The organism is Streptomyces sp. ADI96-02, assembly GCF_003846185.1.
In the GTDB taxonomy this organism is placed as follows: domain Bacteria; phylum Actinomycetota; class Actinomycetes; order Streptomycetales; family Streptomycetaceae; genus Streptomyces.
Genome location: NZ_ML123034.1, coordinates 5,291,060 through 5,316,449 on the forward strand (window position 1 = coordinate 5,291,060; position 25,390 = coordinate 5,316,449).

General features: G+C 71.1%; 18 protein-coding genes. 13 read left to right on the top strand and 5 right to left on the bottom strand.

All coding sequences use genetic code 11. The annotated features are described in order from the left end of the window. The first annotated feature begins 56 nt into the window (after positions 1 to 56). The 3 genes from EES43_RS23350 (at position 57) to EES43_RS23355 (ending at position 3,583) form a co-directional block, all read left to right on the top strand. Positions 57 to 1,082 (top strand): aromatase/cyclase, encoded by a 1,026-nt coding sequence (locus EES43_RS23350; protein WP_124270529.1) that lies wholly within the window; start codon positions 57 to 59, stop codon positions 1,080 to 1,082. Further along, the gene (locus tag EES43_RS30745; protein ID WP_164493233.1) at positions 1,069 to 1,719 is read left to right on the top strand and encodes a hypothetical protein; all 651 of its coding nucleotides are present in this window, start codon (positions 1,069 to 1,071) and stop codon (positions 1,717 to 1,719) included. The genes EES43_RS23350 and EES43_RS30745 overlap by 14 nt, the downstream gene beginning before the upstream one ends. A gap of 121 nt (positions 1,720 to 1,840) precedes the next feature. Continuing rightward, on the top strand, positions 1,841 to 3,583 hold the full coding sequence (locus EES43_RS23355) for a fatty acyl-AMP ligase (RefSeq protein WP_164493234.1): 1,743 nt from the start codon (positions 1,841 to 1,843) through the stop codon (positions 3,581 to 3,583). Between the two features lie 34 nt (positions 3,584 to 3,617). On the opposite strand, the gene EES43_RS23360 is transcribed toward EES43_RS23355, so the two are convergent. From EES43_RS23360 to EES43_RS23370, 3 genes are all read right to left on the bottom strand, one after another. Further along, positions 3,618 to 4,232, bottom strand: a complete 615-nt coding sequence (locus EES43_RS23360) for a response regulator transcription factor (protein ID WP_124270531.1) — start codon at positions 4,230 to 4,232, stop codon at positions 3,618 to 3,620. A gap of 48 nt (positions 4,233 to 4,280) precedes the next feature. After that, entirely contained in the window at positions 4,281 to 5,522 is a 1,242-nt protein-coding gene (locus tag EES43_RS23365) for a sensor histidine kinase (RefSeq protein WP_124270532.1), read from the bottom strand. Positions 5,523 to 5,601: 79 nt separating this feature from the next. Next, a complete protein-coding gene (locus EES43_RS23370; RefSeq protein ID WP_241192507.1) occupies positions 5,602 to 7,914 on the bottom strand; it encodes a TOMM precursor leader peptide-binding protein in 2,313 nt (770 codons plus the stop codon). A 430-nt stretch (positions 7,915 to 8,344) separates the two neighbouring features. Between EES43_RS23370 and EES43_RS23375 the strand changes: the two genes are divergently transcribed. The 8 genes from EES43_RS23375 to EES43_RS23410 all read left to right on the top strand — a co-directional run bounded on the left by EES43_RS23375 (position 8,345) and on the right by EES43_RS23410 (position 17,095). Continuing rightward, on the top strand, positions 8,345 to 9,139 hold the full coding sequence (locus tag EES43_RS23375) for an AfsR/SARP family transcriptional regulator (protein WP_124270534.1): 795 nt from the start codon (positions 8,345 to 8,347) through the stop codon (positions 9,137 to 9,139). Between the two features lie 262 nt (positions 9,140 to 9,401). Next, the gene (locus EES43_RS23380) at positions 9,402 to 10,667 is read left to right on the top strand and encodes a beta-ketoacyl-[acyl-carrier-protein] synthase family protein (RefSeq protein WP_124270535.1); all 1,266 of its coding nucleotides are present in this window, start codon (positions 9,402 to 9,404) and stop codon (positions 10,665 to 10,667) included. Next, the gene (locus EES43_RS23385; protein ID WP_124270536.1) at positions 10,664 to 11,908 is read left to right on the top strand and encodes a ketosynthase chain-length factor; all 1,245 of its coding nucleotides are present in this window, start codon (positions 10,664 to 10,666) and stop codon (positions 11,906 to 11,908) included. The genes EES43_RS23380 and EES43_RS23385 overlap by 4 nt, the downstream gene beginning before the upstream one ends. A 70-nt stretch (positions 11,909 to 11,978) precedes the next feature. Further along, the gene (locus EES43_RS23390; RefSeq protein ID WP_124270537.1) at positions 11,979 to 12,251 is read left to right on the top strand and encodes an acyl carrier protein; all 273 of its coding nucleotides are present in this window, start codon (positions 11,979 to 11,981) and stop codon (positions 12,249 to 12,251) included. A gap of 83 nt (positions 12,252 to 12,334) precedes the next feature. Further along, positions 12,335 to 13,384 (top strand): acyltransferase domain-containing protein, encoded by a 1,050-nt coding sequence (locus EES43_RS23395; RefSeq protein WP_124270538.1) that lies wholly within the window; start codon positions 12,335 to 12,337, stop codon positions 13,382 to 13,384. 230 nt (positions 13,385 to 13,614) lie between these two features. After that, a complete protein-coding gene (locus EES43_RS23400) occupies positions 13,615 to 15,099 on the top strand; it encodes an NDP-hexose 2,3-dehydratase family protein (RefSeq protein ID WP_241192508.1) in 1,485 nt (494 codons plus the stop codon). A 10-nt stretch (positions 15,100 to 15,109) separates the two neighbouring features. Continuing rightward, complete coding sequence (locus tag EES43_RS23405; RefSeq protein ID WP_124270540.1) at positions 15,110 to 15,436, top strand: antibiotic biosynthesis monooxygenase family protein; 327 nt, start codon at positions 15,110 to 15,112, stop codon at positions 15,434 to 15,436. A gap of 198 nt (positions 15,437 to 15,634) precedes the next feature. After that, a complete protein-coding gene (locus EES43_RS23410; protein WP_346774364.1) occupies positions 15,635 to 17,095 on the top strand; it encodes an NF041680 family putative transposase in 1,461 nt (486 codons plus the stop codon). A gap of 23 nt (positions 17,096 to 17,118) precedes the next feature. Here EES43_RS23410 and EES43_RS23415 read toward each other — a convergent pair whose 3' ends face one another. Beyond that, positions 17,119 to 17,625, bottom strand: coding sequence for a hypothetical protein (locus tag EES43_RS23415; RefSeq protein ID WP_124270541.1), 507 nt, complete (start codon positions 17,623 to 17,625; stop codon positions 17,119 to 17,121). 57 nt (positions 17,626 to 17,682) lie between these two features. Here EES43_RS23415 and EES43_RS23420 point away from each other — a divergent pair, with 57 nt between their 5' ends. After that, on the top strand, positions 17,683 to 19,965 hold the full coding sequence (locus EES43_RS23420) for an ATP-binding cassette domain-containing protein (protein WP_124270542.1): 2,283 nt from the start codon (positions 17,683 to 17,685) through the stop codon (positions 19,963 to 19,965). A 271-nt stretch (positions 19,966 to 20,236) separates the two neighbouring features. On the opposite strand, the gene EES43_RS23425 is transcribed toward EES43_RS23420, so the two are convergent. Beyond that, positions 20,237 to 22,414 carry a UvrD-helicase domain-containing protein gene (locus EES43_RS23425; protein WP_124270543.1) on the bottom strand — a complete coding sequence of 726 codons (2,178 nt, stop codon included), beginning with the start codon at positions 22,412 to 22,414 and terminating at the stop codon, positions 20,237 to 20,239. A 103-nt stretch (positions 22,415 to 22,517) separates the two neighbouring features. Between EES43_RS23425 and EES43_RS23430 the strand changes: the two genes are divergently transcribed. Then, positions 22,518 to 25,106: a GmrSD restriction endonuclease domain-containing protein gene (locus EES43_RS23430; RefSeq protein ID WP_124270544.1), complete on the top strand. Its 2,589-nt coding sequence runs from the start codon at positions 22,518 to 22,520 to the stop codon at positions 25,104 to 25,106. The last annotated feature ends 284 nt before the right edge of the window (positions 25,107 to 25,390 follow it).

Genomic DNA, 25,390 nt, shown 5'->3' on the forward strand with positions numbered 1-25,390 from the left:
GACTAGTTACCTGCTGTCAACGCACCGCCGACGATCTACTGAAGGGAAGGTCTCCCATGGGGCCCAGGACTTCCGTTCCGGCACCGGGCGACGCGGTCCGCGTCACCGAGCACGCCGTCACCGTGGCCGCGCCGCCCGACACGGTGCACCGCCTCGTGGCCGACGTGTCCGGCTGGCCCGACCTGTTCGGCCCGACCGTACACGTCGACGTGCTCGCGGACGCGCCCCCGGAGGGCGGCGAGCAGCGGCTGCACCTGTGGGCCACCGCCCACGGGGCCGTCCGCAACTGGACGTCCGTGCGCACCCTGGACCCGGTGGCCCGCACGGTGACGTTCCGCCAGCTGGTGCCCGCGCCGCCGGTGGCGTCGATGGGCGGCGCCTGGCGGGTCGAGCCGCTCGGCGACGGCCTGAGCCGGGTCGTCCTGCTCCACGACTTCCGGGCAGTCGCTGACGACCCGGAGGCAGAGCGCCTCATCACCGCGGCTGTGGACCGCAACAGCGCCGCGGAGCTCGCCGCCCTCAAGCGCGCCGCGGAACAGGGCTCCCACCGCGAGGAGTTGCGGTTCTCCTTCCATGACACGCACACCGTCCGCGCCGAGGCCGACGAGGTGTACGCCTTCCTGGAGCGGGCCGACCGCTGGCCCGAGCGGCTGCCGCACGTCGCCCGTCTCGATCTGCGGGAGGAGGCCGCTTCCGACCCGGCCGCCGACGGCGCGCGGACCGCCGCGACCGTCCAGCAGATGGAGATGGCCACGCTCGCTCCGGACGGTTCGGAGCACATCACGGATTCCGTGCGCCTGTGCTTCCCCGGCCGGCGCACCATCGTCTACAAACAGCTGCGCACCCCTCCGGCGCTGGCCTGCCACACCGGCCGCTGGACCGTCGAGCCGGCCCCGGACGGCTCCGTCGCGGTCACCTCCGCCCACACCGTCGTCCTGGACCCGGAGGGCGTGCGGGCCCTGCTCGGCCCGGACGCCTCACCGGCCGACGCCCGGGCACGGGTCCGCGAAGCGCTCGGAGCCAACAGCACCACCACCTTGCGGCACGCCGGGCGGTTTGCGGAGCGCCGTGGACAATCGTGACCCCGCCGCAGCTCTGACCATCGTCAACCGGCTCACCGTCCGGGGCGACCACACCGCCTTCGAAGCGGCGTGCGACGTGTACGCCGACTTCTTGGCCTCCCGGCCGCACTTCGGGTACCTGGTGGTGCTGCGCACCGCCACTCAGCCGAGGGTCTACACGCAGTTCGCGCACTGGGAACGTCTGGACGGGTTCCTCGGCACCGTACGCGAGCCCGTGTTCCGGGCCCATGTCGAGCGCATCGGGCCGCTGGTCGAGGCCAGTGCCGACCAGGTGAACAGCGTTTTCCGCACCCTGCGGCACACCGCTACCGAGGGCGGCCTGAACGTCGTGCTCACCTGGGCGCGGCTGATGTACGAGGATGACCGGTACGCCTTCGAGGCCAGATACGCCGCGCTCAGCGAATCCATCTCGAAGGAGGAGGAGTTCGGCGGCTCCGACCTGCTGTGCTCCTCGGTCAACCCGCTCAACTACGTCGGGCTCCAGTGGTGGCGCGAGGCCGAGGACTGCGACCGAGCCCTGGCCGACCCGGAGTACCGGCGGCTCCGCCGGTCGCTCGCGTGCCTGGCCACGCTCGGCGGCGAACGCGTCGTGCACGTCCGCTACCGCGAACCCACCCGGACGGCCCCCGCTCGCTGAGATGGCGTCCCGCCCCCGCCCGCCCCGGGCGCTCCGCTCCCACACGTCCCGCGTGCGAGGTCCGTTCGAGCCGCCCGGCGCAAGCTGGTGCCGGTACCGGCGGAGCGGCGGAGAGGGCACCATGGACGGCGACGAGAAGCGGACGTTCACCGAGGTCTTCGCGCACAGGGCCCGTACCCACCCGGAGCGGGACGCCCTCCTCGTGCTTTCCGACGGGCTCGGGGGCGCCGGGGAGCGGCGGTACACCTACGGCGCCCTCGCCGCGGCGGCCCGGGCGCTGGCGCCCGTGGTGCGCGGCCATACCCGGCCGGGCGGGCGGGTCCTGGTGGCCCACAGCGACCGGATGCTCTTCGCCACGAGCCTGCTGGCCTGCCTGTTCGCCGGAGCGGTGCCGGTGCCGGTGGTGCCCCCGGGCGGCAGCAGGCACCACGACGCCCGGTTGTCCGGCATAGCCAGGGACGCGGCGGTCGACTGCGCCCTCACCTCCCGCGCGCTGGCCCCCGCGCTCTCGCAGGTGCTTGCGCGCACCGGCCACCAGGACGTCGTCTGCGTTCCGGCCGACGCCGCCCTCGCGGACGGCCCGGTCACCCGGGCGGCCGAGGCGCCCCTCGACGCGGCGACCGGTCCCGACAGCGTGGCCGTCCTCCAGTACACCTCCGGCTCCACGCGAGCCCCGCGTGGTGTGCCCGTCAGTCATCGCGCGCTGCTCGCCCACCTCCGGTCCCTGTCGACTGCCCTCGACACCCGGGAGGGCGAACGGGTCGGCGGCTGGCTCCCGTTCCACCACGACATGGGTCTCATCGGCCTGCTGATCCACCCGCTGTGGCAGGGCGCCACGTCCGTGCTGCTCTCCCCGGAGTCCTTCGCGCGCCGTCCGCTGCGCTGGCTGGAAGCGGTGTCCGACCACGGCATCGCCGTCAGCGCCGCTCCCGACTCGGCGTACGCGCGCTGCGCGCGGGAGGGCGAGGTCCTGCCGGCGGGCCGCCTCGACCTGTCCCACTGGCGTACGGCGGTGAGCGGCGGCGAGGTCGTCCGCGCCTCCACGGTCCGGGACTTCGCCGCGCGCTTCGCCCCCGCCGGGCTGCGCCCCGGTGCGCTCACCCCCTGCTACGGACTGGCCGAGGCGACCCTGCTGGTGACCGGCGCCGCGCGCGCCGGGCGGCCCCGGCTGCGGACCTTCGCCGACGACGGGCACCCGGGCGGCGGACGGTCGCTGGTCTCGTGCGGCCCGCCGGCACCCGGCACGGAGGTACGCATCGTCGACCCGGCGGGGCGCACGCCGCTCGACGAGGGCGTCACCGGCGAGATCTGGGTGCGCGGCCCGGGTACGGCCGAGGGGTACTGGCGCCGTCCGGCGGAGAGCGAGGAACTGTTCCGGGCCCGTACGGCCCAGGGCGAGGGCGGCTTCCTGCGGACCGGTGACCTCGGCGCGATGGTGGACGGCGAGCTGTACGTCACCGGCCGTCGCAAGGACCTGGTCGTCCTGGCGGGCAACGCCTTCCATCCGGAGGACCTGGAGGAGTCGGTACGCCGGACCAGCACGGTCCTCGGCTCCGGCATCGCGTTCGGTGTGCACGGTGAACGCGAACACCTTGTCGTGGTACAGGAGTTGCGTGCACGCACCTGCTACGGCACGGACCTGCCGGCCCTCACCGAGGTGATCCAGGACGTCCTGGTGGCGGAACACGGCGTGCGCGCGGACGCAGTGCTGATCGTGCGGCCCGGCACGGTACGGCACACCACGAGCGGAAAGGTGGAACGGGCCACCATGCGTGGCCTGTTCCTCGGTGGAGCCCTCACACCGCTGTACGCCGGCCTGACGCCGGAGGTCCGGCTCCTCGTCGCCGACCGGAGCCGCCGGTGACCGGCGTTCGCCTCCCGCCGAGGCGCCGCCGGACTCAGAGAATCCAGCCGGCGTTCCTCGCGACCCGGACGGCATCGACGCGGTTGCGGGCGCCGAGCTTGCCCACGATGGCCGTCAGGTAGTTGCTCACCGTGCCCTTCGACAGGTACAGGCACCCGGCGATCTCCGCGGTGTCCGCGCCGCGGGCCGCGAGCCGCAGCACCTGGAGCTCGCGAGGGGAGAGCGGATTGTCCACGAAGTCCCACGCCGACATCGCCAGATGCGGGTCCATGACGCGCTGACCGGACGCCACCAGGCGTACTGCCTTGGCGAGTTCCTCAGGTTCGGAGTCCTTGAGCAGGAAGCCGCCAACCTGTGTGCTGAGCGCTCGGCGCAGGGTGCCCGGCCGCCCCATGCCGGTCAGGATGAGCGTGCGGCAGGTGGGCATCCGCTTGTGTAACTCGGCTGTGGCCGTCAAGCCGTCGGTGCCCGGCAGGTCGATGTCGATGACCGCCACGTCGGGCTTCTTCTCCAGCGCGGTCGGCACGATGGCGTCACCCCTGTCCACGGCCGCGACGACGCGCAGGTCGGGTTCCAGATGGAGCAGTGCGACGAGAGCCCCCCGTACCATGTGGACATCCTCCGCCAGCAGGATTCTGAGGGTGAGCATCCCCCTTGCCTTCCCTTCCTGATCCCCTCGTGCCGTATCGAGGGCCCCCTACGCCGCCGGCCGTACCGGGGCACGGACCTCCAGTTCGAAGAGCCCGTTCTCACGGACGACAGCCTTCAGCCTGCCGCCCACCGCAACGCACCGTTCGTGAAGGTTGTCCAGTCCGTTCCCCCGCCGCTCCGCGCCGAGCAGCGATCCCCTGTCCTTCTGCTCCCGTCCGTCTATGCGGACTCCGTCGTTCACCACAGACAGCAGAATGGTCTCCCCGTCACGGGTTGCCGTTATCGTACAGTGACGTACAGCGCTGTGCCGCAGCATATTGGTGACCCCTTCGCGCACCACGGTGGCGAGGAAGGTGTCGACCTCCGGGGGCAGCGGGCCGCAGGCGACATCGACCTCACTGCGCACGCCGGAGGCGCGCAGCACGGACATCGCGGAGCGGGTCTCGGAGGTGAGGGAGAGTGCGCGGTAGCTGCTGGCGACCAGTCGCACGTCCGACAGTGCCTGGCGGGCCACGTCCACGATCTCACGGGTCTCCTCGCGCGCCCGTTCCGGCTGGGTCAGGCCGACGCGGTGGGCCAGCGTTCCCTTGAGGACGATCGCGGACAGGCTGTAGCCCAGCAGGTCGTGCAGGTCGCGGGCGAAGCGCAGCCGCTCCTGTCCGACGGCCATGCGGGCCAGTTCGTCGCGGGTGGCGTGAAGTTCGCTCACCAGCTCGGTCAGGCGCGCCAGTCCGTAGATGACGAGCCCCGACAGCAGCGCGGAGACCGTGTAGTAGGAGGCCGCGTCCAGGGCGGCGCCGGCGGCGAGCGCGTGCAGCGGGGTGACGATCAGCACCACGCCGAACAACGACCAGCCGTAACGGGGCGGGAGCAGCACGAGGAACGAAGCGCCCAACGGACCTTCCATGCTGCCCCAGTTGAGGCCGAACCAGAGGAGCGGCAGGTAGGTGAGCAGTGTCTGCGCCAGGAGGGCGGCGGTCTTCCGGCGCGGCGTCCAGATCTGGGCCCGGGGAGCGGACACGAGCATCTGCACGGTGAACACGGCCAGCACGCAGGCGACGCAGACCAGCAGCCGAGTGACTCCGGGGCGGGTCCCCACCAGGTTGAGCACGGTCACCCCGCCGTAGCAGAGCAGGGCCACGACGGTTATGGTGCGGGCCAGTTGGGGTGCCGGTACGTCCTGACTCCGGCGAGGTCCGGGACTCTCCTGCGACCCGGTCGCCGAGGCGGCGCCCTCGGCCTCGGGGCCTTCCGCTGCGGCCGACTGTCTGCCCCTCGATGATGTCATGACTCAGTGATATCCCATGTCCCGCTTGCCGGGCACGCGCAGTCCACGGCGCGGAGCCCCGGTACCGGGGCTCCGCGGGTCACACGAAGAGCGGCACCGGATTGAGCTCCTCGACGGTGGGCCTGCGCGCGACGCGTCCCAGTTCGACGGGCACGTCGAAGAGCCGGCCCGGCGCGAACCGCGCCCAGAAGTGCCGCATGCCCGGCACGACGACCTTCACCACCGGCAGCCCGATGTCCGGCCGCGTCAGGTCCAGCACCAGCGTCTCCATACCGCGCGCCGCGAGCAGGCGCTCCACCGCCCGCACCTCCTCCCGGAGATCATCGTGCGCGAGGACGTCCCAGGCCACGGCGGTACGCGCCCGCTCAGCAGGATCCGGGGCCAGGTACGGCTGTTCGGCGAGCGTCGCGCCGGTCCACCACGCGCTCAGGTCCGCGTCGCCGTCCGCGTACGCCCGCTGCCCCGCGGCGGTGTCCGGCGGCAGTAGCTGGCCCAGTTCGGTGACCGCCCTGCGCAGCGCGACCCGGGGGTCGGTGTGCGCGCCGAAGCCGAGGGCGAGCCCCTCGCCCAGCTCGCCCGCCGGGCGCCCGGTCCTGCGGGACACCGCCGCGACCACCGGTACTCCCAGGTCCGCGGTGAGGTCCAACGCCCACACCTCGCGCCCCGAACGGGCGTATGCCGCACGGGCGTCGGCGAGCCACGGCTCGTCGAAGGCATCAAGGTCGACGCCCGGCTGCCGGGTGCGGTGGTACCACCACAGGGCCACCGCGTCCCGTTCGACCACCTCCAGCAAACCCTGCAGCACGGCGTCCTCCAGGCTGCTTCCGGCTGCGTTCCCGTTGGAGTCCGCCCAGGGCGCGCGGATCCGCCCGTCGGAACCGGGCCCGAAGTACAGCATCGAGGTGGGCAGGTAGCGGGTGCGACGGGAGCCGAGCGACCACAGCGGCGTCCACTCCGCGGCCGAGCGCGCGTCGAAGGGCGGTGGCACCAGTTGGAAGGGGGCGCCCGAGTGCCGGGCGTTCCAGGCCTCACGCTCCCGGAACTGCCAGTCGGCGTACAGCTGGGCCGCGTTCGGGTGCAGCGCCGCGTCGCCCAGCCCCCGGGAGGTCTCCCGTACCACGGCCTCGTCGCCCTGCCGGGCCGCCGAGTAGCGCTCCACCGCCTCGCACAGCGCCCCCAGCCGTGCTTCCTCGGGCGTAGTGCCCTTGCCCCCGCTGTGACTGCGCAGCCCGGCACGCACGCTCGCCAGGTCGTGTCCGGCCAGGGCGAGGTTGCGCCCCGACACGTAGTGGTGCAGCCCGTCCGGTGTCCCCGGCGCCTCGCGCACCTCGGCGACGACGCCGGTGACCGGCCCGACGAGCCTCCGGTGGCGGGCCCACAGAACGGCCGGGGCGACGGCCCGGTGACCGCCCCCCTCCGCGTAGCACTTGGGGCGGGACTCCAGTGCCACAGGCCGCAGCGTACGGGCGGCGACCAGTCCCGGGTCGCCGCACGCTGGGCACTGCGGCCTGCGGGTCACCGGGTGCAGGTCCGTCGCCAGGGTGTAGGTGTCCAGGCGCCACACCGTCGGGCTCGTGCGCAGCCCGGCCGCCCACTTCGCGGCCTCCACCGCGGCGGTGTGCAGTCCGATCGCCCGCGTCGCGGGCAGCGCGGACGGCGGCAGCGGTATCCCGCCGGGCAGCCGCAGCGCCCGCCGCACCGGCTCCTGGGCGGTGCGGTGCCCGCGCAGCCGGTGGGCCAGGCAGTGCCAGCACGGCCGGTCCGGCTCCGCGGGCGCGAACACCGGGCCCACCCAGACCTCGCCGCCCGCCACCTTGACCGGCAGCCAGGGCCGCCCCGTCCGTGCGTGCCGCTTCGACGTGCCGGTGAGGCCCGGGTCCAGGTAGTCCCCGCACACGACCAGGGTGATGTCCGCGTCCTCGGGGGACTCGCAGAGGCCGGTGCCCGCCTGCGCGCAAGCCGCCCGGGCCGCGTCGGCGTCAGCCTGACCGGCCGCCTCCACGTACACCCGGGAGGTGGCCGCCCGGGCCGCGGCGACCGGGCCGTCGAGCCCCGCCGCGTCCCAGTAGGCGTGCGTCTCGGCCTGCGGGACAGCCGGGTCGCGAAAGCCGACGAGCCCCGCCTCCCCCAGCTCGGCCAGCGCCTCACCCGCCTCGACGGGGTCCATGCGGGCGGCCGCCGAGGCCAACAGCTCCGGCAGCGAGCGGCTGCCGTCCAGGAGCGGGGCCAGGACCTGCGCGGCGGCGCCGTGCAGCACGGTGGTGCCGCACTCCGAGAGGAGATAGACGGCCTCGCCCGGCACGGCCTCGACACGCAGGTGCCGCTTGAAGCCGACCCGGGCCGCCTCCGGCCGGGGCCGGCCCGGGGACGTCTCCTCCGCGGCGGGCGGCACGCTCACTCCTGGGGCCGGCCCGAGAAGCACCGCCAAGTCGGGCGTACGACACTGGGCGCGGTCTCGTCGAGTCTCTCTATCCATCCCGCGGCCGCACCCGCTCCGGGTGCCGGGCGGCCTCCCGCGGCACGACCCCGTTCCAGCCCGGCCATGGCGATCGACAGTGCCCGTTCGTGGTTCGGGGAATCAACGCTCATGCTGTGGTCTTCTCCTCCCGTCCGACGACGCGGTGAAGGGAGCAGCCCCCCACCGCCTTGTGGCCGAATTCTGTGGCACCGGGTGGAGGCACACCTAGTGTCGTCTTCATCAATTACACATGACATATTCACCATCCTGGGCGTGAGTGGCTCACTGGGCCCGCGGCATCCGTGCTGGAAGAGTCGGTCCGGTCCCGGTGCGACCCACGCCCGGCGAAAGGGGACTCCTCGCCATGGATATTCGGGTACTCGGACCACTCGTCGCTCAGGAACAGGGCGTTTCGGTCGTACCGACCGCCGCCAAGCCACGTCAGATACTCGCTCTGCTCGCTCTGCAGTCCGACCGTGTCGTCACCGTGCCCACCCTGATGGAGGAGATCTGGGGCGAGGGCATTCCGCGCAGCGCCGCCACCACCCTGCAGACGTATGTGCTGCAACTGCGAAGAAAGATCGCCGCCGCCCTCGTGGACGATCCCGGCAGGGAGGCCAAGAGCGTCCTCGTCACCCGGCACGGCGGTTATCTGCTCCAGGTCCAGCCCGGCCTGGTCGACGTGCAGGAGTTCGAGGAACTCGCCGTCGGGGGCCGGGCCGCGCACCAGGCCGAGGACCACCACACCGCATCCGACCTCCTGGGTCGCGCCCTGGCGCTGTGGCAGGGACCCGCCTTGGTGGACGTCCGCGTCGGTTCCGTACTGGAGTTGGAGGTGCTGCGCCTGGAGGGCGAGCGCATGGCCGCCCTGGAGATGCGGTTGGAGTCCGACCTGGCCGTCGGACGCCACCTGGAGGTCGTGCCCGAACTGCGTGTGCTGATGGCCAGGCACCCCATGCACGAGAACTTCTGCGCTCAGCTGATGATCGCACTGCACCGCTCGGGCGCCGCCTGGCGCGCGCTGGAGACGTATCAGAAGCTGCGGGACACCCTGGTGGAGGAACTGGGCCTGGAGCCCTCGCCCCGGCTGCGCCGGCTGCACCAGAGCGTGCTGAGCGCCGACCCCGAGCTGGACGCGGGCGTCCCGGTCGGCCGCTGACCCCGATCGCTGCCGGTCCACGTGGACTTGAGTGTCCGTCTAGGTCTCCGTCGTTCCATGACGCCACCGCAGGGCCACACCCGAACGAGACGGGCCACGAGCGCACCGTCACCGGCGGCGCCCGGCAGGACAGACCCCGAACCGGCCCCGGGCGCACCACCGACCACGACGGAGGGATCGAAAGTGTCCGGCACTGTTCCACCCGCCCCGTGCCACCGCCCCCGGCCGCGCAGGCCGCGACAGACGATGAGAGGTCACCGCGATGCGTAGGGCCGTCATCACCGGACTGGGGGTCGTCGCTCCCGGCGGAATCGGGGTGAAGAGCTACTGGAGCCTGCTCACCACCGGCCGCTCCGCCACCCGGACCATCACCGCCTACGATCCCACCCCGTTCCGCTCCCGGACCGCGGCCGAGTGCGACTTCGACCCCGTGGCGGCCGGGCTCCGCCCGCAGGAGATCCGCCGGCTCGACCGCGCGGCGCAGTTCGCGGTCGTCTCGGCCCGCGAGGCCATGGCCGACAGCGGGCTCGAGACAGGCGCACTGGACCCCGGCCGGATCGCCACCGTCCTCGGCAGTGCCGTCGGCTGCACCACCTCCCTCGAACGGGAGTACGTCGTCGCCAGCGACGGCGGCCGCTCCTGGAGCCTCGACCACTCCTACGTCATCCCCGAGTTGTACGGCCACTTCGTCCCGAGCTCCATGGCCGCCGAGGTCGGCCGCGACGCGGGCGCCGAGGGCCCCGCCGCGGTGGTCTCCACCGGGTGCACCTCCGGGCTCGACGCACTCGGCCACGCCGCCGAGCTGATCTGCGAGGGATCGGCCGACGTGGTGGTCGCCGGCGCCACCGAAGCGCCCCTGTCGCCCATCACCTCGGCCTGCTTCGACGCCATCCAGGCCACCTCCCCGCGCAACGACACCCCGGAGAGCGCCTGCCGCCCCTTCGACCGCACCCGCAGCGGACTCGTCCTCGGCGAGGGCGCCGCCGTCGTCATCCTGGAGGAACTGGAGGCCGCCCGGGCCCGGGGGGCCCACATCTACGCCGAGATCGCCGGCTTCGCCTCCCGCGCCAACGCCTTCCACATGACCGGGCTCAAGCCCGAGGGCGTCGAGATGGCCGCCGCGATCGACGCGGCGCTCGCCGAGGCCCGACTCGCTCCCGAAGCCATCGACTACGTCAACGCCCACGGGTCCGGAACCAAGTTGAACGACCGCCACGAGACCGGCGCGTTCAAACGGAGCCTGGGCGCCCACGCCTACGACGTGCCGGTCAGTTCCATCAAGTCCATGATCGGCCATTCGCTCGGCGCCATCGGCTCCCTGGAGATCGTCGCCTGCGCCCTCGCGATGGAGCACGGGATGCTGCCGCCGACCGCCAACCTGCACGAGCCCGATCCCGAACTCGACCTGGACTACATACCTCTGACCGCCCGTGAGCAGCGCGCCGACGCGGTGCTGAGCGTCGGAAGCGGCTTCGGCGGCTTCCAGAGCGCCATGGTGCTGGCCCGGCCCGAGAGGGGACGCCCATGACGCCGCCCACCGCCGCCCCGGCCGACCCGCGCACCGCCGTCGTCACCGGACTCGGCATTGTCGCCCCCAACGGCCTGGGCACGGAGGAATTCTGGCAGGCCACCCTGTCCGGGAAGTCCGGGCTGGGCTCGGTCACCCGGTTCGACGCCTCCCGCTATCCGGCCACGGTGGCGGGCGAGATCCGGGACTACGACGACGAGAAGCTCATCCCCAGCAGGCTCCTTCCGCAGACCGACCGGATGACCCGGCTGGCCCTGACCGCCGCCGACTGGGCCCTGCGCGACTCCGGACTGGATACGGACCGGCTGTCCGAGTACGGCGTCGGCGTCGTCACGGCCGCCTCCGGCGGTGCCGTCGAATTCGGCCAGAAGGAGCTCCAACAGCTGTGGGGCCGCGGCAAGGAATACGTCAGCGCCTACCAGTCGTTCGCCTGGTTCTACGCCGTCAATACCGGCCAGATATCCATCCAGCAGGGCCTGCGCGGCCCCAGCAGCGTGCTCCTCACCGAGCAGACGGGCGGCATCGACGCGCTGGGCCAGGCCCGCCGCCACATCCGCAAGGGCACTCCGGCCATGGTGTCCGGCGGCGTCGACGCGATGCTCTGCCCCTGGGGCTGGCTTCCCCAGCTGGCCACCGGCCAGATGAGCACCGAGCCGGATCCGGCCCGCGCCTACCTTCCGTTCTCGGCCGACGCCTGCGGCTACACACCGGGGGAGGGCGGCGCCATCCTCCTCGTCGAGGACGCGGTGCAGGCTCACGAGCGCGGGGCCTATTCGTACGGACGAATCGCCGGCTACGCCGCCACCCTCGACCCCGCTCCCGATTCCGGCCGCCCTCCGGGGCTGCGCCGGGCCTTCGAAGAGGCGCTGCGTGACGCCCGGCTCACCCCGGCCGACGTGGACGTCGTCTTCGCCGACGCGGCGGGCTCCCCCGAAGCGGACCGTGTCGAGGCCGAGGCACTGAACGCGGTGTTCGGACGCCGCGGCGTACCCGTGACCGCGCCCAAGACACTCACCGGGCGACTTCTCGCGGGCGGGGCGGCCCTGGACGTCGCCACCGCGCTGCTGTCGTTGCGCGACGGGGTGATCCCCCCGACCGCATCCACCGTGAGGGCCGACCCCGCCCTCGGCCTCGACCTCGTGACCGAGGGCCCCCGGGAGACCGGGCCCCGCACCGCCTTGGTGCTGGCCCGGGGCCATGGCGGCTTCAACGCGGCCCTCGTGGTGCGGCGCGACACCTGAACAGCACCGCCTCCCGACCCTCCTGCTTCCTGTCCTGCGCCAGCCGAATCCTCGAAAGGTAGGACCAGCCATGACCGCCAAGACCGGCCCGGTGACCCTGACCGACCTCACCCGCATGCTGCGCGAGAGCGCCGGCGAGGAGGAGGGGGTCGACCTGGAGGGGGGCATCCTCGACACCCCCTTCATCGACCTCGGATACGACTCGCTGGCGCTGCTCCAGGTCATCGGCCTGGTCCAGCGCGAGTACGGGGTCAGCGTTCCCGACGGCGCCGTCGCCGACGCGGAGACGCCCCGGGCCCTGCTCGACGTGATCAACACCAGCCCGGCGGTCCCCACGGCCTGAGGCCGAACGACCTCGTCCGCCCCGCAGCAGACCTTCGCGCGCGGGGCGGACGTCCCGCCGACCGTCGCATGCCAGGAGGCCCCATGCTCCCCGCAACCGCTCGGGACCACAACCACCCGACGACCCGCAGGCCCCGGCCTGTGGCGCTCCTCCTGCCGGGCCAGGGCGCCCAGCACCCCGCCATGGCGGCCGGGCTCTACCGGCACGAACCGGAGTTCACCGCCGCCGTCGACGAGGTCCTTGAGCACTTCGGTGCGGAGGGCGCCCGCATCCGGGCCGACTGGATCGGGGAGACCTCCCCGTCAGTGCCCCTCGACGACGTCCGCCGCGCGCAGCCGCTGCTGTTCGCCGTCGACTACGGCCTGGCCCGGATGGTGCTGGGCTGGGGCGTCCGCCCCACCGCCCTGCTCGGGCACAGCGCCGGCGAGCTCGTCGCGGCGACCCTCGCCGGTGTCGTCCCGCTGCCTGAGGCCGTCGCGATGGTACGGGAGCGGGTCCGCGCCGCGGTGCGGATCCCGGCGGGCGGCATGCTCGCCGTCGGACTCGCCGCGGACCGGCTCGCGCCGTACGTCGGGGACGACATCGCCGTCGCTGCCGTCAACGCCAACCAGCAGACCATGCTGGCCGGTTCGGCTGCCCCGCTCGCGGGCGTGCTGGAGCGGCTGCGGCACGACGGCCACGCCGTCATGGTCGTGCCCGCGACCAGCCCCTTCCACTCGCCGGCGATGGCGCCGGCCGCGAAGGAGGTCGAGGCCGCGTACCGCTCGATGGCGTTCAGTCCGCCCGACATCGCTCTCTACTCCGGCTACACCGGTTCTCTCATGACCCCCGAGGAGGCGTGCAGTCCGCGCTTCTGGGCCCGGCAGATCACCGACACCGTCTACTTCGCGGACGCCCTCGAATCGCTGCTCGCCGTCGAGGACATGCTCCTGCTGGAGGCCGGGCCGCGCCAGACGCTCACGGCCTTCGCCCGCCGCCACCGCGCCGTACGGCACGGCGCCAGCGTCGCGGTGCCCCTGCTGCCCGCCCGGCCCGGTACCCCGGACCGGGACCGGGCGGCCGTCCGCGCGGCGGTGGACGCCCTGACGGAGGAGGGGCACGACCTGGCGCGGGCCGCGGTGAGCCGCCTCTGAACGACTCCTGCCGCGGCCGGCCGGTCCCGGCTCCGCTGTCCGTGCCTCCCCGTACACATGACGGCGGCATGCCCCTTCTCGGACCCTGGCTCGACCGGATCACCGCGAAGAGGAACAGGGCCTCCCAGCGGCGTGCTCCCTCCGGTGACCGCTCGAGCGCGATTGCAGCCGGTATCGAGCCCGTTGTCCGATCGTGGGCGGGTCGTCGACCACAACCCCCGGGGGCCGTCTTGACCACACGTTCGCGGACGCCACGAGCCGGGGCGTCGGCCCCGTACGACGCGCCCCATCTGCGGATCGCCCGATCGGCGCTGGCGGACCCCGGGGCCGGCGGCGCGGACCGGTTCCACGACTGGCTCGCCGCACAGAAGGAGCACGCCGACATGCGGGTCCGACAGGTCGCGCTGGAGGACCTCGCCGGCTGGCGCACCGACCCCGCCACCGGGAACCTCGTCCACGAGACAGGTCGCTTCTACTCCGTCGAGGGCCTGGACGTGCACGTGCCCGGCGGGCCGGTCGAACGGTGGCAGCAGCCGATCATCAACCAGCCGGAGGTGGGCATCCTGGGCATCCTGGTCAAGGAGTTCGACGGTGTCCTCCACTGCCTGATGCAGGCGAAGATCGAACCGGGCAACCACAACGGTCTCCAGCTGTCGCCCACCGTCCAGGCCACGCGCAGCAACTACACCCGGGTGCACCGCGGGGCGGAGGTCCCCTACCTGCGTCACTTCCGCGACGCCTCGCGCCACCGGGTGCTCGCCGACGTACGACAGTCCGAACAGGGCGCCTGGTTCTTCCGCAAACGCAACCGCAACATGGTGGTCCAGGCCACCGAGGACGTCGAACAGCGCCCGGGATTCATATGGTTGACGCTTCATCAGCTCCACACGCTGCTCAGGCTCGATGACCTGGTGAACATGGACGCCCGCTCGGTTCTCGCCTGCCTGCCCTTCACCGGGCCCGGTCTGCCGCACGTCCTGGGTACGCCGCGGGACGACTTCACGGCCGCGCTCGTCCGCTCCTGCGACGGGCGCGCCGACGCGCCCGAGGCGCCGGCCGACGTACTGCACTGGATCACCGAGGTCCGCACCCGCCGGGATGTGGCCGCCGAGCGGGTCCCGCTCCGGGCGCTGGCCGGCTGGCGCGGGGTGGACGGCCGGATCGCGCACGAGAGCGGCCGGTTCTTCCGGGTCGCGGGGGTCGACGTCACCGCCGTCGGCCGCGAGGTCCGCGCCTGGGCTCAGCCCATGATCGAGCCCTGCGGCCGGGGCGTGATCGCCTTCCTCGTCCGCAGGATCGACGGCGTGCTGCATCTGCTCGTCCATGCCGCCACGGAACCGGGTTACGTGGACGGCGTCGAGCTGGCCCCGACCGTTCAGTGCACCCCGGACAGCCTTGCCGCGCTGCCTGCCCGGGCCCGCCCGCGCCACCTGGACGCGGTGCTGAACGCGGCCTCCGAGCAGATTCGCTTCGACGCGGTGCACTCGGAGGAGGGCGGCCGCTTCTACCATGCCCGCAATCGCTACCTGATCGTGGAGACCGACGAGGACCACGGGGCCCGCGCCCCGGACCACCGCTGGCTCACGGTGGCCCAGTTGGTCGCCCTGATGCGGCACAGCCACTACGTGAACGTGCAGGCGCGCTGCCTGCTCGCCTGTCTCCACGGCCTGACCGCCCGGTCCGGCCCCGTCAAGCCTTCCGCAGCCCTGTCGTAAGGAGAGCACCATGGCCCAGCAGGACACGCCGCAGCCCCCGGTCACCTTCGTGAACCGGTTCACGGTCTCCGGGAGCCCCCAGGAGTTCGAGTCCGCCTTCGCACGCGTCGCGGCCTTCATGAAGGAGCAGCCGGGCATCGTCGGCTACACCTTGTCCCAGGACGTGAAGGACCCTCAGCGGTACGTCAACATCGCCCGCTGGGAGAACGCCGGGGCGCTGCGCGCGGCTGTGGGCCACCCGGATTTCCGGAATCACGTCGAGGAAATGCGGCAGCTCGCGCGGAGTGAGTCCGATCTGTACGCGGAACGGCATCGCTATCTCGACCCCGCTGTGTGAGCCGTACCGGTTCGGTATTCACCTCATCGAAGAGAACGTGAACAAGCACTGAACTTGTCGTTTATCGTCCCGATGTCGAACGGTCTTCGAACTTGAACCCTGTTTTCGCAGTTCAGCGGACATGCGGGTGGCCTTCGCTCGATCCTGTGCTCCGACCAAGGAGCGCACGTGACCGTAACGAAGGCCGTGGAGTCGAGTCTGCTGGATGAGGATGTCCGCCGGGAGGCGTTCGCGGAAGCGTCACACTTCCGGTCGGAGCTGTATGCGTGCCTGACCAGACGGGGCGATGAACTGTTCGAGCTCTGCGACGCGCTGCTGTGCTCCGACGGGCCCGTGAAGACTCTGGTTGATCTCGCGCTCTCGCCTGAACACCGGCGTGGGCACGGCGCGTTGTATGGCGGGCTCAACCGCGGCCGCGTCGATGTCGCACGACTGCGGAGAACGCTGGCCGGGCTGCCGCTGCCCCGGGCTGCGGGCGGGCGCCTGGTGCTCGCGGCGGATGTCAGCCCGTGGCTACGGCCGGACGCGAACACGTCGCCGGACCGCTCGTTCTGCCACACCTACGGCCGGGGCAAGAACGAGCACCGGATGATCCCGGGCTGGCCGTACTCGATCGTCGCGGCACTGGAGGTGGGACGCAGTTCCTGGACCGCGCTGCTGGACGCGGTCCGGCTGGAGCCGGGTGCCGACGTCGCGGCGGTCACCGCCGTCCAGGTCCGCGAGGTTGTCGAGCGCCTGGTCGCCGCCGGCCAGTGGAAGCCCGGCGACCTGGCTATTCTCCTGGTCCTGGACGCCGGTTACGACGTTCAGCGCCTGTCGTTCCTGCTGGCGGACCTGCCGGTCGAGCTGCTGGGCAGGCTGCGGTCGGACCGGGTGATGCGCCGGCCCACACCACCGAGGATCTACGACCCGAAGGGCGGACGGCCGCCCAAGCACGGCGGTGAGTTCGTCTTCGGCCAGCCGGACACCTGGGGCGAACCCGACGTCCGGACAGTCACGGAGACGGAGCGGTACGGTTCCGCGGTGGCCACTTCCTTCGACCGGCTCCACCCGCGGCTGACCCGCCGCGCAGCCTGGCTCACCCACCGGGACGAGCTGCCGATCATCGAGGGCACCGTGATCCGGCTCAAGGTCGACCGCCTGCCCAACGGAGCGGACCCCAAGCCAGTCTGGCTGTGGTGGTCGGGCACCGGCGCGAGCGAGACGGATGTCGACCGGCTCTGGCACGCGTTCCTGCGCAGATTCGATCTTGAGCACACCTTCAGAATGATCAAGCAGACGCTCGGGTGGACCCGCCCCAAGCTCCGCGATCCCGAGGCCGCCGACCGGTGGACTTGGCTGATCGTCGCCGCTCACACCCAACTCCGTCTCGTCCGTGGCCTGGTCACCGATCTCCGTCGTCCCTGGGAACGGCCGGCTCTGCCGAACAAGCTCACCCCGGCCCGGGTACGGCGCGGGTTCAGGAACCTCCGCATGAAGTGCCCCCTGCCAGCCCGTGCGCCCAAACCCACCAAACCCGGCCCGGGCCGCCCGCCCGGCGTGAAAAACCGACGCCGGGCCGTCGTTCAGGACGTCGGTCTCGTCCTCAAGACCGGAGAAGCGCATTCGCGCCCCAGTCATCACAAGAAGGGCACCAAGCCCAGACGCGTCACGGGATGAGCGGCAGGCTCGGTGTTCCCGGATCAGGCGCGGAGCAGTGAGGCGTGGATGCGGGCGATGGCCCGCAGCACCTCGTCGCGGTTCTTGGCCTGCTTCATCCATGCGGGCAGGCGGGCCACCACAGTCATCTTCCGGCCGTGGTCGTGCCAGGGAATCCCTTCACGCAGCGGCGCCTGCACGAATCTCCTGATCAGGTCAAGGTGTTCCAGGTTGTAGGCCCATACCCACCCGTGCCGGGTCTCGGTCTGCAACCACAGACGGACGCCGAAGTACGGGTCCGTGGCCGGCGCGCCCCGGTCCCGGTGCAGGGCCACACCTCCACGGCTCCATTCCTTCGCCGTCCCGCAGTTCCGGCAGACGAGACGCCTTGGTGCAAAGAGGTCCGGATCGTGCCCCCCGGCCGGCTCCGGTCCTGCCACGACGTGAGCGATCTTCTCGCAGCCGGGACAGCACACGAGGACCGACGCGAGGAAGTCGTACTTCGTGCTGCGCGGGTCCCGGAACCGATGGTGTGTGGAGATCGAACTCATCAGACCAGTATGCGAGCCAAGCACCGAAGACTCCTACGGGATAAATCTCAAGCTGAAATGACTGAAGCAGAGCGCAACGAGAACAGTGCGCGGTACATCCGCATCGAGGGTGGGCGCGAGCACAACCTGAAGGACGTGTCGCTGCGTATTCCGAAGAACCGGATCACGGTGTTCACCGGCGTCTCCGGGTCGGGAAAGTCGTCGATCGTCTTCGACACCCTGGCCGTGGAGGCGCAGCGGCAACTCAACAGCACGTACGACTGGTTCATCCGCAACCAGTTGCCGAAATACCAGCGCCCCCACGCGGACGTCATCGAGAACCTGACCGCTCCGGTGGTCGTCGACCAGAAGCCGGTCGGGGGCAACGCGCGGTCGACGGTGGGCACGATGACCGACCTCTACTCGTCGCTGCGGGTGCTGTTCTCGCGTCTGGGCACCCCGTACAACCCGGCCTCGGTCTACTCCTTCAACAACCCCTACGGGATGTGCCCGGAGTGCGAGGGTCTCGGCCGGACGCGGCGGGTGGACGTCGACCGCCTCCTCGACCGGACGAAGTCGCTCGACGAGGGCGCCATCCAGTTGAGCACGCACAAGCCCGGTGCGATGGATTGGCAGATATACGGGAAGTCCGGGCACTTCGACACCGCGAAGAAGCTGAGCGACTACACCGGGGCCGAGTGGGAGATGCTCCTGTACGGCAGCGGCGGCAAGGTGAAGGTGTCCTCGGCCAACACCGCCGTGGCCCTCAACTACGAGGGGGTCGTCGCCCGTTTCGCCCGGACCAACCTCAAGCGCGACCTCAGCTCGCTCAGCGAGCGAGGCCGGGCCAACATCGAGCGGTTCATCACGCTGGGGGAGTGCACGGGGTGCGGCGGCACCCGGCTCAACCCCACCGCGCTCGCCACGACCATCGCAGGGCGCACCATCGCGGACTGGACGCGGATGGAGATCAGCGACCTGATCAAGCTCCTCGACGGGATCGACGGCCCGGTCGCCGGCCCGATCGCGGCGGGGATTCGCACCGCCTTCGAGCGGATCGAGGGCATCGGCCTCGGCTACCTCTCGCTGGACCGGGAGACGCTGTCGCTCTCCGGCGGCGAGGCCCAGCGGCTGAAGACCGTGAGCCACTTGAGCAGCAGCCTGGTCGGGATGACGTTCATCTTCGACGAGCCCAGCACGGGCCTGCACCCGCGTGATGTGGGCCGTCTCAACGGGCTGCTGCGGGAGTTGCGGGACATGGGCAACACGGTGATCGTGGTGGAGCACGATCCGGACGTCATCGAGATCGCCGACCACGTGGTCGATGTGGGCCCCGGGGCCGGCGTGCACGGCGGGAAGATCGTCTTCGAGGGCACTTTCCCGGAGCTGAGGAAGGCCGACACGCTCACCGCCGTCTGCCTGCGCCGGACCGCCGACGTGAAGGCCGACGTGCGCCGCCCGACGGGGAAGCTCGCGGTGAAGAACGCCGATCTGCACAACCTCCGCGATGTCTCGGTCACCATCCCCACCGGGGTCCTCACCGCGGTCACCGGGGTGGCCGGCTCCGGGAAGAGCTCGCTGATCACCGGGGCGTTCCTGGACGCCCACCCGGACGCGATCCTGGTCGACCAGACGGCCATCAGGGCGTCCTCACGGTCCACGCCCGCCAGCCACCTCGACGCGATGGACGTCATCCGCAAGCTCTTCGCCAAGGCCAACGGCGTGCCGGTGAGCCTGTTCAGCTTCAACTCGGCGGGTGCCTGCGACGAGTGCAACGGCCGTGGCGAACTCGTCGTGGAACTCGCCTACATGGACCCCGTACGGACCCGGTGCGAGGCATGTGAGGGGCGCCGGTTCAAGGAGGAGGTCCTGGCGTACGAACTGCGCGGCAAGTCCGTCGCCGACGTGCTCGACCTGTCCGCCGAGAGCGCCATCGAGTTCTTCACCGAACGCGAGGTCAGCGACAAGCTGACCGGCCTGACCGACGTCGGCCTCGGCTACCTCACCCTCGGGCAGCCCCTGAGTACCCTGTCCGGCGGCGAGCGCCAGCGCCTCAAACTCGCGGGTCGGCTGCACGGCTCCCGTTCCGTCTACGTCCTCGACGAGCCGACGACGGGCCTGCACATGTCCGACGTCGACACCATCGTCGGGCTGATGAACGGGCTGGTGGACCAGGGCAACACGGTCATCGTCATCGAGCACAACCTGGACGTGGTGCGGCAGGCCGACTGGGTGATCGACCTCGGCCCCGGCGGTGGCAAGCACGGCGGCCGGGTCGTCTTCAGCGGTACGCCGAAGGAGCTGTTGGCCGCGGAGGGCACCGCCACCGGTGCGCACCTCCGCCGCTACCGGACCGCCTGAGCACCGCACGCGTGGACGTCTCCCTCGCCGCGTCCGGTGCTTCAAGGCGGTGGGCGCAGTGGGTCGGTCCGGGGCGAGGGGCAGGGCGGCCAGGCCGTCGGCGTCGAGGCGGTGCGGGCCGTGTCGACGTGATGGGTCAGTGCCGATCCTGTGCGACGCGGTGCCGGTACGGCCGGAGCCGGTCGCGTCGAAGAGTCGGTGGGACCAGCGGGCGAGATCGCGGCGGTCGGACTCCGGCGCCCGTCCGGCAGCTAGCACAGGAGAGCGTGCCTCAGGAGGGCTGACCGGCGGCAGTCGGCGAGCCCTCGCCCAAGCTGTGTCGTGGGGCGAGAAACGGGCTGGGAGCCCCGTTCCAGGAGATCCGCAGCACCTCGCGGGCGCGGGTGCACGCGACGAACAGGAGGCCCAACTCGCCAAGCCGGTCTTCTCGGTGCTGCTGAGCGTCCACCTCCGCGGGGGTCAGAGCCGAGGCGAGAGGCACGACCCGCTCGCTCACACCGGCAACAGCGACATACCGGAACTCCAGCCCCTTCATCCGGTGCATGGTCCCGATTCCGACGCCGTCGCCGGATGCCCGAGCGGTGCCCATGAGCCGAACGGGCAGATCGGCGTCTTCGAGCGCCTGTGCGATCTCCTTGCCCAGCTGCAGGTATCGCACGGCCACCCCGATCTCGCTCGGTTCCACACCGTCGGCCGTCCACCGGGCGATCTGCGCCGTGAGGTCAGAGATCTCCTCGGCCTTGCTGCTCGCCCCACGGAGTTCGGGGTGTCCACCGTTCAGCACGGACCGGTACCCCGCCAGCGATTCGGTCCCGCCGTTCATGTCGTCCGGGCTCTCCCGGCCGAGCAGGGACGTCGACCAATGCAGGATCTCCTGTGTGGTGCGGTAGTTGATCCGCAGGCGATGGGACCTTCCGATCACGTTCACACCGAGGCTGCGCAGTGACACCTTGTTCCCGTAGATTCGCTGATGCGTGTCGCCGGCGATGAACAGGTCGTCGGGGCCGGGCGCGACCGATGCCCTCAGCAGGCGCCACTGCGCCGGATGAAGGTCCTGGGCCTCGTCGATCACGACATGGCGGAACGGGTGGTCCGTACGCGGCTCCAGCAGCCGGGCGGCCTCGTCGCACACCTGGATGAAGGTCCACTGCCCGGCCTGGCGCAATTCTCGGGTGAAGCCCTCGACGGCACGCCAGACCTGGGCCCGTCGCAGCGGGCTGAGTGCGGTGCCCCGGCCGCTGCGTGAGGCCTTGAGGTACGCCTCTGGGGAGCGCAGGTCCTGGGCCTGGATGACCTGTCGCCATTCCTGGTCGAGGAAGACGTCGCTGAGGTCGAGACCGAGCCTGCGGGCGACGGCGTTCCAGCGGGAGCCGATCTCCCTCTGGCTGGTGAGAATGGCCAGTGGGCCGCCTCTGTCCTCGCGTACGACCTGGTACGCGAGGGCGTCGACGTTGACCACACGGATCTTGGCCCGCAGCGCCTTGTCCGGGATGAGCAGTTCCAGTCCTTGGCGCAGGTCGTCGGCGAGATTCCTGGTGTAGGTCGTGAGCAGCACCGATTCGTCGGGGGCGTCGTCCGGCAACTGCTGTGCCAGATGGAGCGCGCGGTGCAGGGCGACCACGGTCTTGCCCGTGCCGGGGCCGCCGGTCACCCGGGCAGGTCCGTTGTAGGAGGGGTGGTAGGCGATACGCCGCTGACTGGGATGCAGGAAGACCCGCCATGCGTCGAAGGGGCGGGACAGGACGTCCATCAGCTCCTCGGGGCCGGAGAGCACGGCGATGCGCCCATGCGAGCGGGCCATCGCGGCGGCGAGTTCGTCTCCGGCCGGCGTCTCCTGGGCCTCGGCGGCGGCGCGTTCGGCTTGAGCGGCCACGGATTCGCGCCAGACGTCCTCCGGCGTCAGACCCGCGGCCAGGCCGGCGAGGACGTCGTACTGCTGCTCGGGAAGGATCTTGCGGAGGGCGTCGAGATGGGCCTCCGTGCTGAGGTTCCGTACGAGGGGCAGCAGATCGGGATCGACACCGAGGCGGGTGAGCTCCTTGTCGGCGATGTCGGCGAAGAGCCGCACCTCCGCCATGCGCGGGGTGTGTTGTACGTCGGCGGTGGCCCGCTCCAGGGCGATGTCGTCACGTAATTCGATGCCTTGGGTCGCCGAGTTGACCGTCGCCCGGTGGCTCAAGGCCCAGGCGATGGCGTCATCGTGCGCCATGACCTTCAGGAGGAGGAAGCTGCCCCCGGAGTCCGGTGCGAGAACGACGCCGCGCATGAACTTGTTGACACGCAGAGTACGGATCCGCGGGTCTCGGGGGTTCTCCAGCTTTTCGAGGTGAAGCCCGGCGTGGCGGTGCTCGCGGAACTTGTCGAACACCTCGTGGACCCGCTTCTGTACGGGCTTCTCCAATCGGGCGAACTCCAGGAGAAAGTCCTTGTGAATCCCCAGCGTCGCCATCTCTGCCCCCGGGTCGTACGCGTGTCGACGTTTCGACTCATCACCGTACGGTATGGGGCGACAATGGCTCATCGGTACCGAGGGTTTGGGGAGAGGACGGGGCGTGCACGCTCAGGAGACCACGTTCAGCAAGCTGGTCCAAGGGGAGCAGCAGTTCCGGATTCCGCTCTACCAGCGTACCTACAGCTGGCAGCGCGACGAGCTGCAGCAGTTGTGGGACGACGTGCAGGAGCTGGTCGAGGACAGACAGGAAGGGCCGGCCGGCTCGGGCCACTTCCTCGGTTCGGTCGTGCTCGCGCCCGAGCGTGTCGCTGCGGGCGGGATGCGGCGTTGGCTCGTCGTCGATGGCCAGCAGCGGATGACCACCTTGATGCTCGCCTTCACCGCCCTGCGGGACCACCACCGGGACCGGGGTTCGGTGAAGAAGGCCGCCCGTATCAACGACCTCGTCCTCGTCAACGCGTATCAGGACGGCCACGAAAGCTACAGGCTGCTGCCGACACAGGCGGACCGTGAGGCGTACACGGCTTGCGTGGACAGCCTTCCGAAGGCCGGCGGAGCCGGGAACGTGGGCGCTGCCTACCGCTTCTTCGTCGCGGCCCTGGCCGACGGAACGGAGAGCGGTGGTGAGGCGTGGGTGGACGCGGTCGAGTCCGTTCTCGGCGACTGCCTCTCGATCGTTGCGATCACTGCGGCCGAGGGTGACAACGTCTACCGCATCTTCGAGTCCATCAACAACACCGGAGTGGGGCTCAGTCAGAGCGACCTGCTGCGCAACTACCTCTTCATGTGCTTGCCCACCAGAGGCGAGGACGTCTACCGCAAACGGTGGCTGCCCATGCAGGAGTTGCTCGGCCCCGTCCATCTGGAGCTGCTGGTGTGGCTGGACCTCGTCGTCGGAGGGAACAACAGGGCCCGGCAGAGCGAGATCTACCGGGACCAGAAGAAGCGACTGGAGCCGCTGAGCGGGGACGAGGCGGCGCTGGAAGCCGAGATCGCCGGGTTCTCCCTGCGTGCGGACCGCCTCATGCGGATCCTGGAGCCCGAGCGGGAGATCGACCCCGGGCTGCGCGCGGCACTGGAGCGCCTGTCGCGTTGGGGCGGGCAGACCCACTACCCGCTGGCCCTGCGCCTCCTCGACCTCGTGGACGACGGCAGGACCACGGCCGCGGAAGCGGCGGCCACCCTCGCGTTCGCGGAGAGCTATATGGTGCGGCGGCTCTTCGCGGGCCTGTCCACGACCGGCAGCAACCGGGTGTTCATGGAGCTCCCCAAAGAACTGGACAAGGACGGCTCCCCGGCCGAAGCGGTACGTCGATTCCTTTCGCGCCCCCGTACGGGCGCCCGCGTATGGCCGAGCGACGACGCGGTCCGCAATGCCATCCGCACCCGGCCCTTCTACAAGACCGGACGAGGCAACCAGCGCTTCCAGATCCTGCGCCGACTGGAGGAGAGCTACGGATCGAGCGAGCCTGTCGACTACGACAAGGCGCCGCTCACCGTCGAGCACGTGCTGCCCCAGAGCCCGGCCCAGCAGTGGTTCGACCTGCTGGCCGAAGAGGCAGAGGACGGCGAGAGCCCCCAGGAGATCCACAACCTGCTCGTGCACACCCTCGGAAACCTCACGCTCTCCGGTGAGAACGCACGGCTCTCCAACCACCCCTTCCACCGCAAGCAGGAGCTGCTCGACTCCAGTGCGCTGCGGATGAACCAGAAGATCGCCGCGCAGGAGCGCTGGGGCCGTACGGAGATCCTCGCCAGGGCTGAAGAACTGGCCGACCGGGCCGTGGGTCTGTGGCCCGGGCCTCTGGAAGGAGTCGCGCAGGCAGACGACGAGTGGGTCGGCTGGCGGGAGCTGAGGGACGTCTTGCGCGCTGTGCCGTCCGGCACCTGGACTTCGTACGGCGAGATCGCCGCACTGATCGGTACCAGCGCCATCGCCGTCGGCAACTACGTGGCAGCCAGGGCGGGCCTGCACTGCGCGTACCGCGTGCTGACCGCCGACGGCCGGATCGCGGGCGGATTCCGGTGGACCGACGACCGCTACTCCGGTGACCCCAGGCTCGTGCTGGAGGCCGAGGGGGTGGCCTTCGACGAGAACGGCCGAGCCTCGAAGGCCCACCGGCTGAGCAGCGCGGACCTGGCTGTACTGGTGGGCAGGGAGCTCCCGGAGGACGCTCCGCCGGGGTCGGCCGGATCGCAGATCGGCAGCGACGACGCCGGTACCCGCTTCGAGACGCTGCTGCGCGCGAACCAGAGACCCGAGGTCGTCGATGGCGTCCTGGCCGTACTCCGCTTCTGGGAGGAGCAGGGTGGTCATCAGGTTTACGGCAAGGCGGAGGAGACCAGTTGCTTCCCGACCGTGGAGGCGGGCGGGCCGGGCTCGCCGCGCCCCCTGTGGCCTATCGGTGTCTACCCGGTGAGCGGGACGGCCGAGGTCGTCTTCCAGTACCTCAAGCGTCGCCCGCCGTTCGACCACGAGCCTGTGCGCCGCGCCCTGTTGGAGCGGTTCAACGCCATCGACGGCATCGACCTCGCCGCGGCGAAGCTCGACCTGCGCCCCTCCTTTCCGCTTGAGGTGTTTGCCGGTCAGGGTGAGGAGATCCGCTCCGTACTGGAGTGGTTCATCCACGAGGTGGCCCTGGCTGAGGCTCGTCGGCCGATCGACGGCGACGGTTCGGCCGTGTTGTGACCGAATCAGAGGTCGGCCCGTCCCATGACCGGGCCGGATCCGACTCTCACCGGAGGATCATTGCTCGGCAGTCCGCCCGGCAGTGACCGGTGCGACGTCCGGCAAGGACCTGATCCGGTCCGGGACTACGAGGAGCCGGAGCCCGATGTCCGATCGCTCCGGACAACGGTAGTCGAATCCGGGTGCGACGGCTTCGCTGATCAGGCCGTGGTCGCCGGCGGTGAGGTGGGACGGCAGCCACGCGCCCCTGCTCGTCTTCGGAGTGACGGGCCGAACCAGCATGT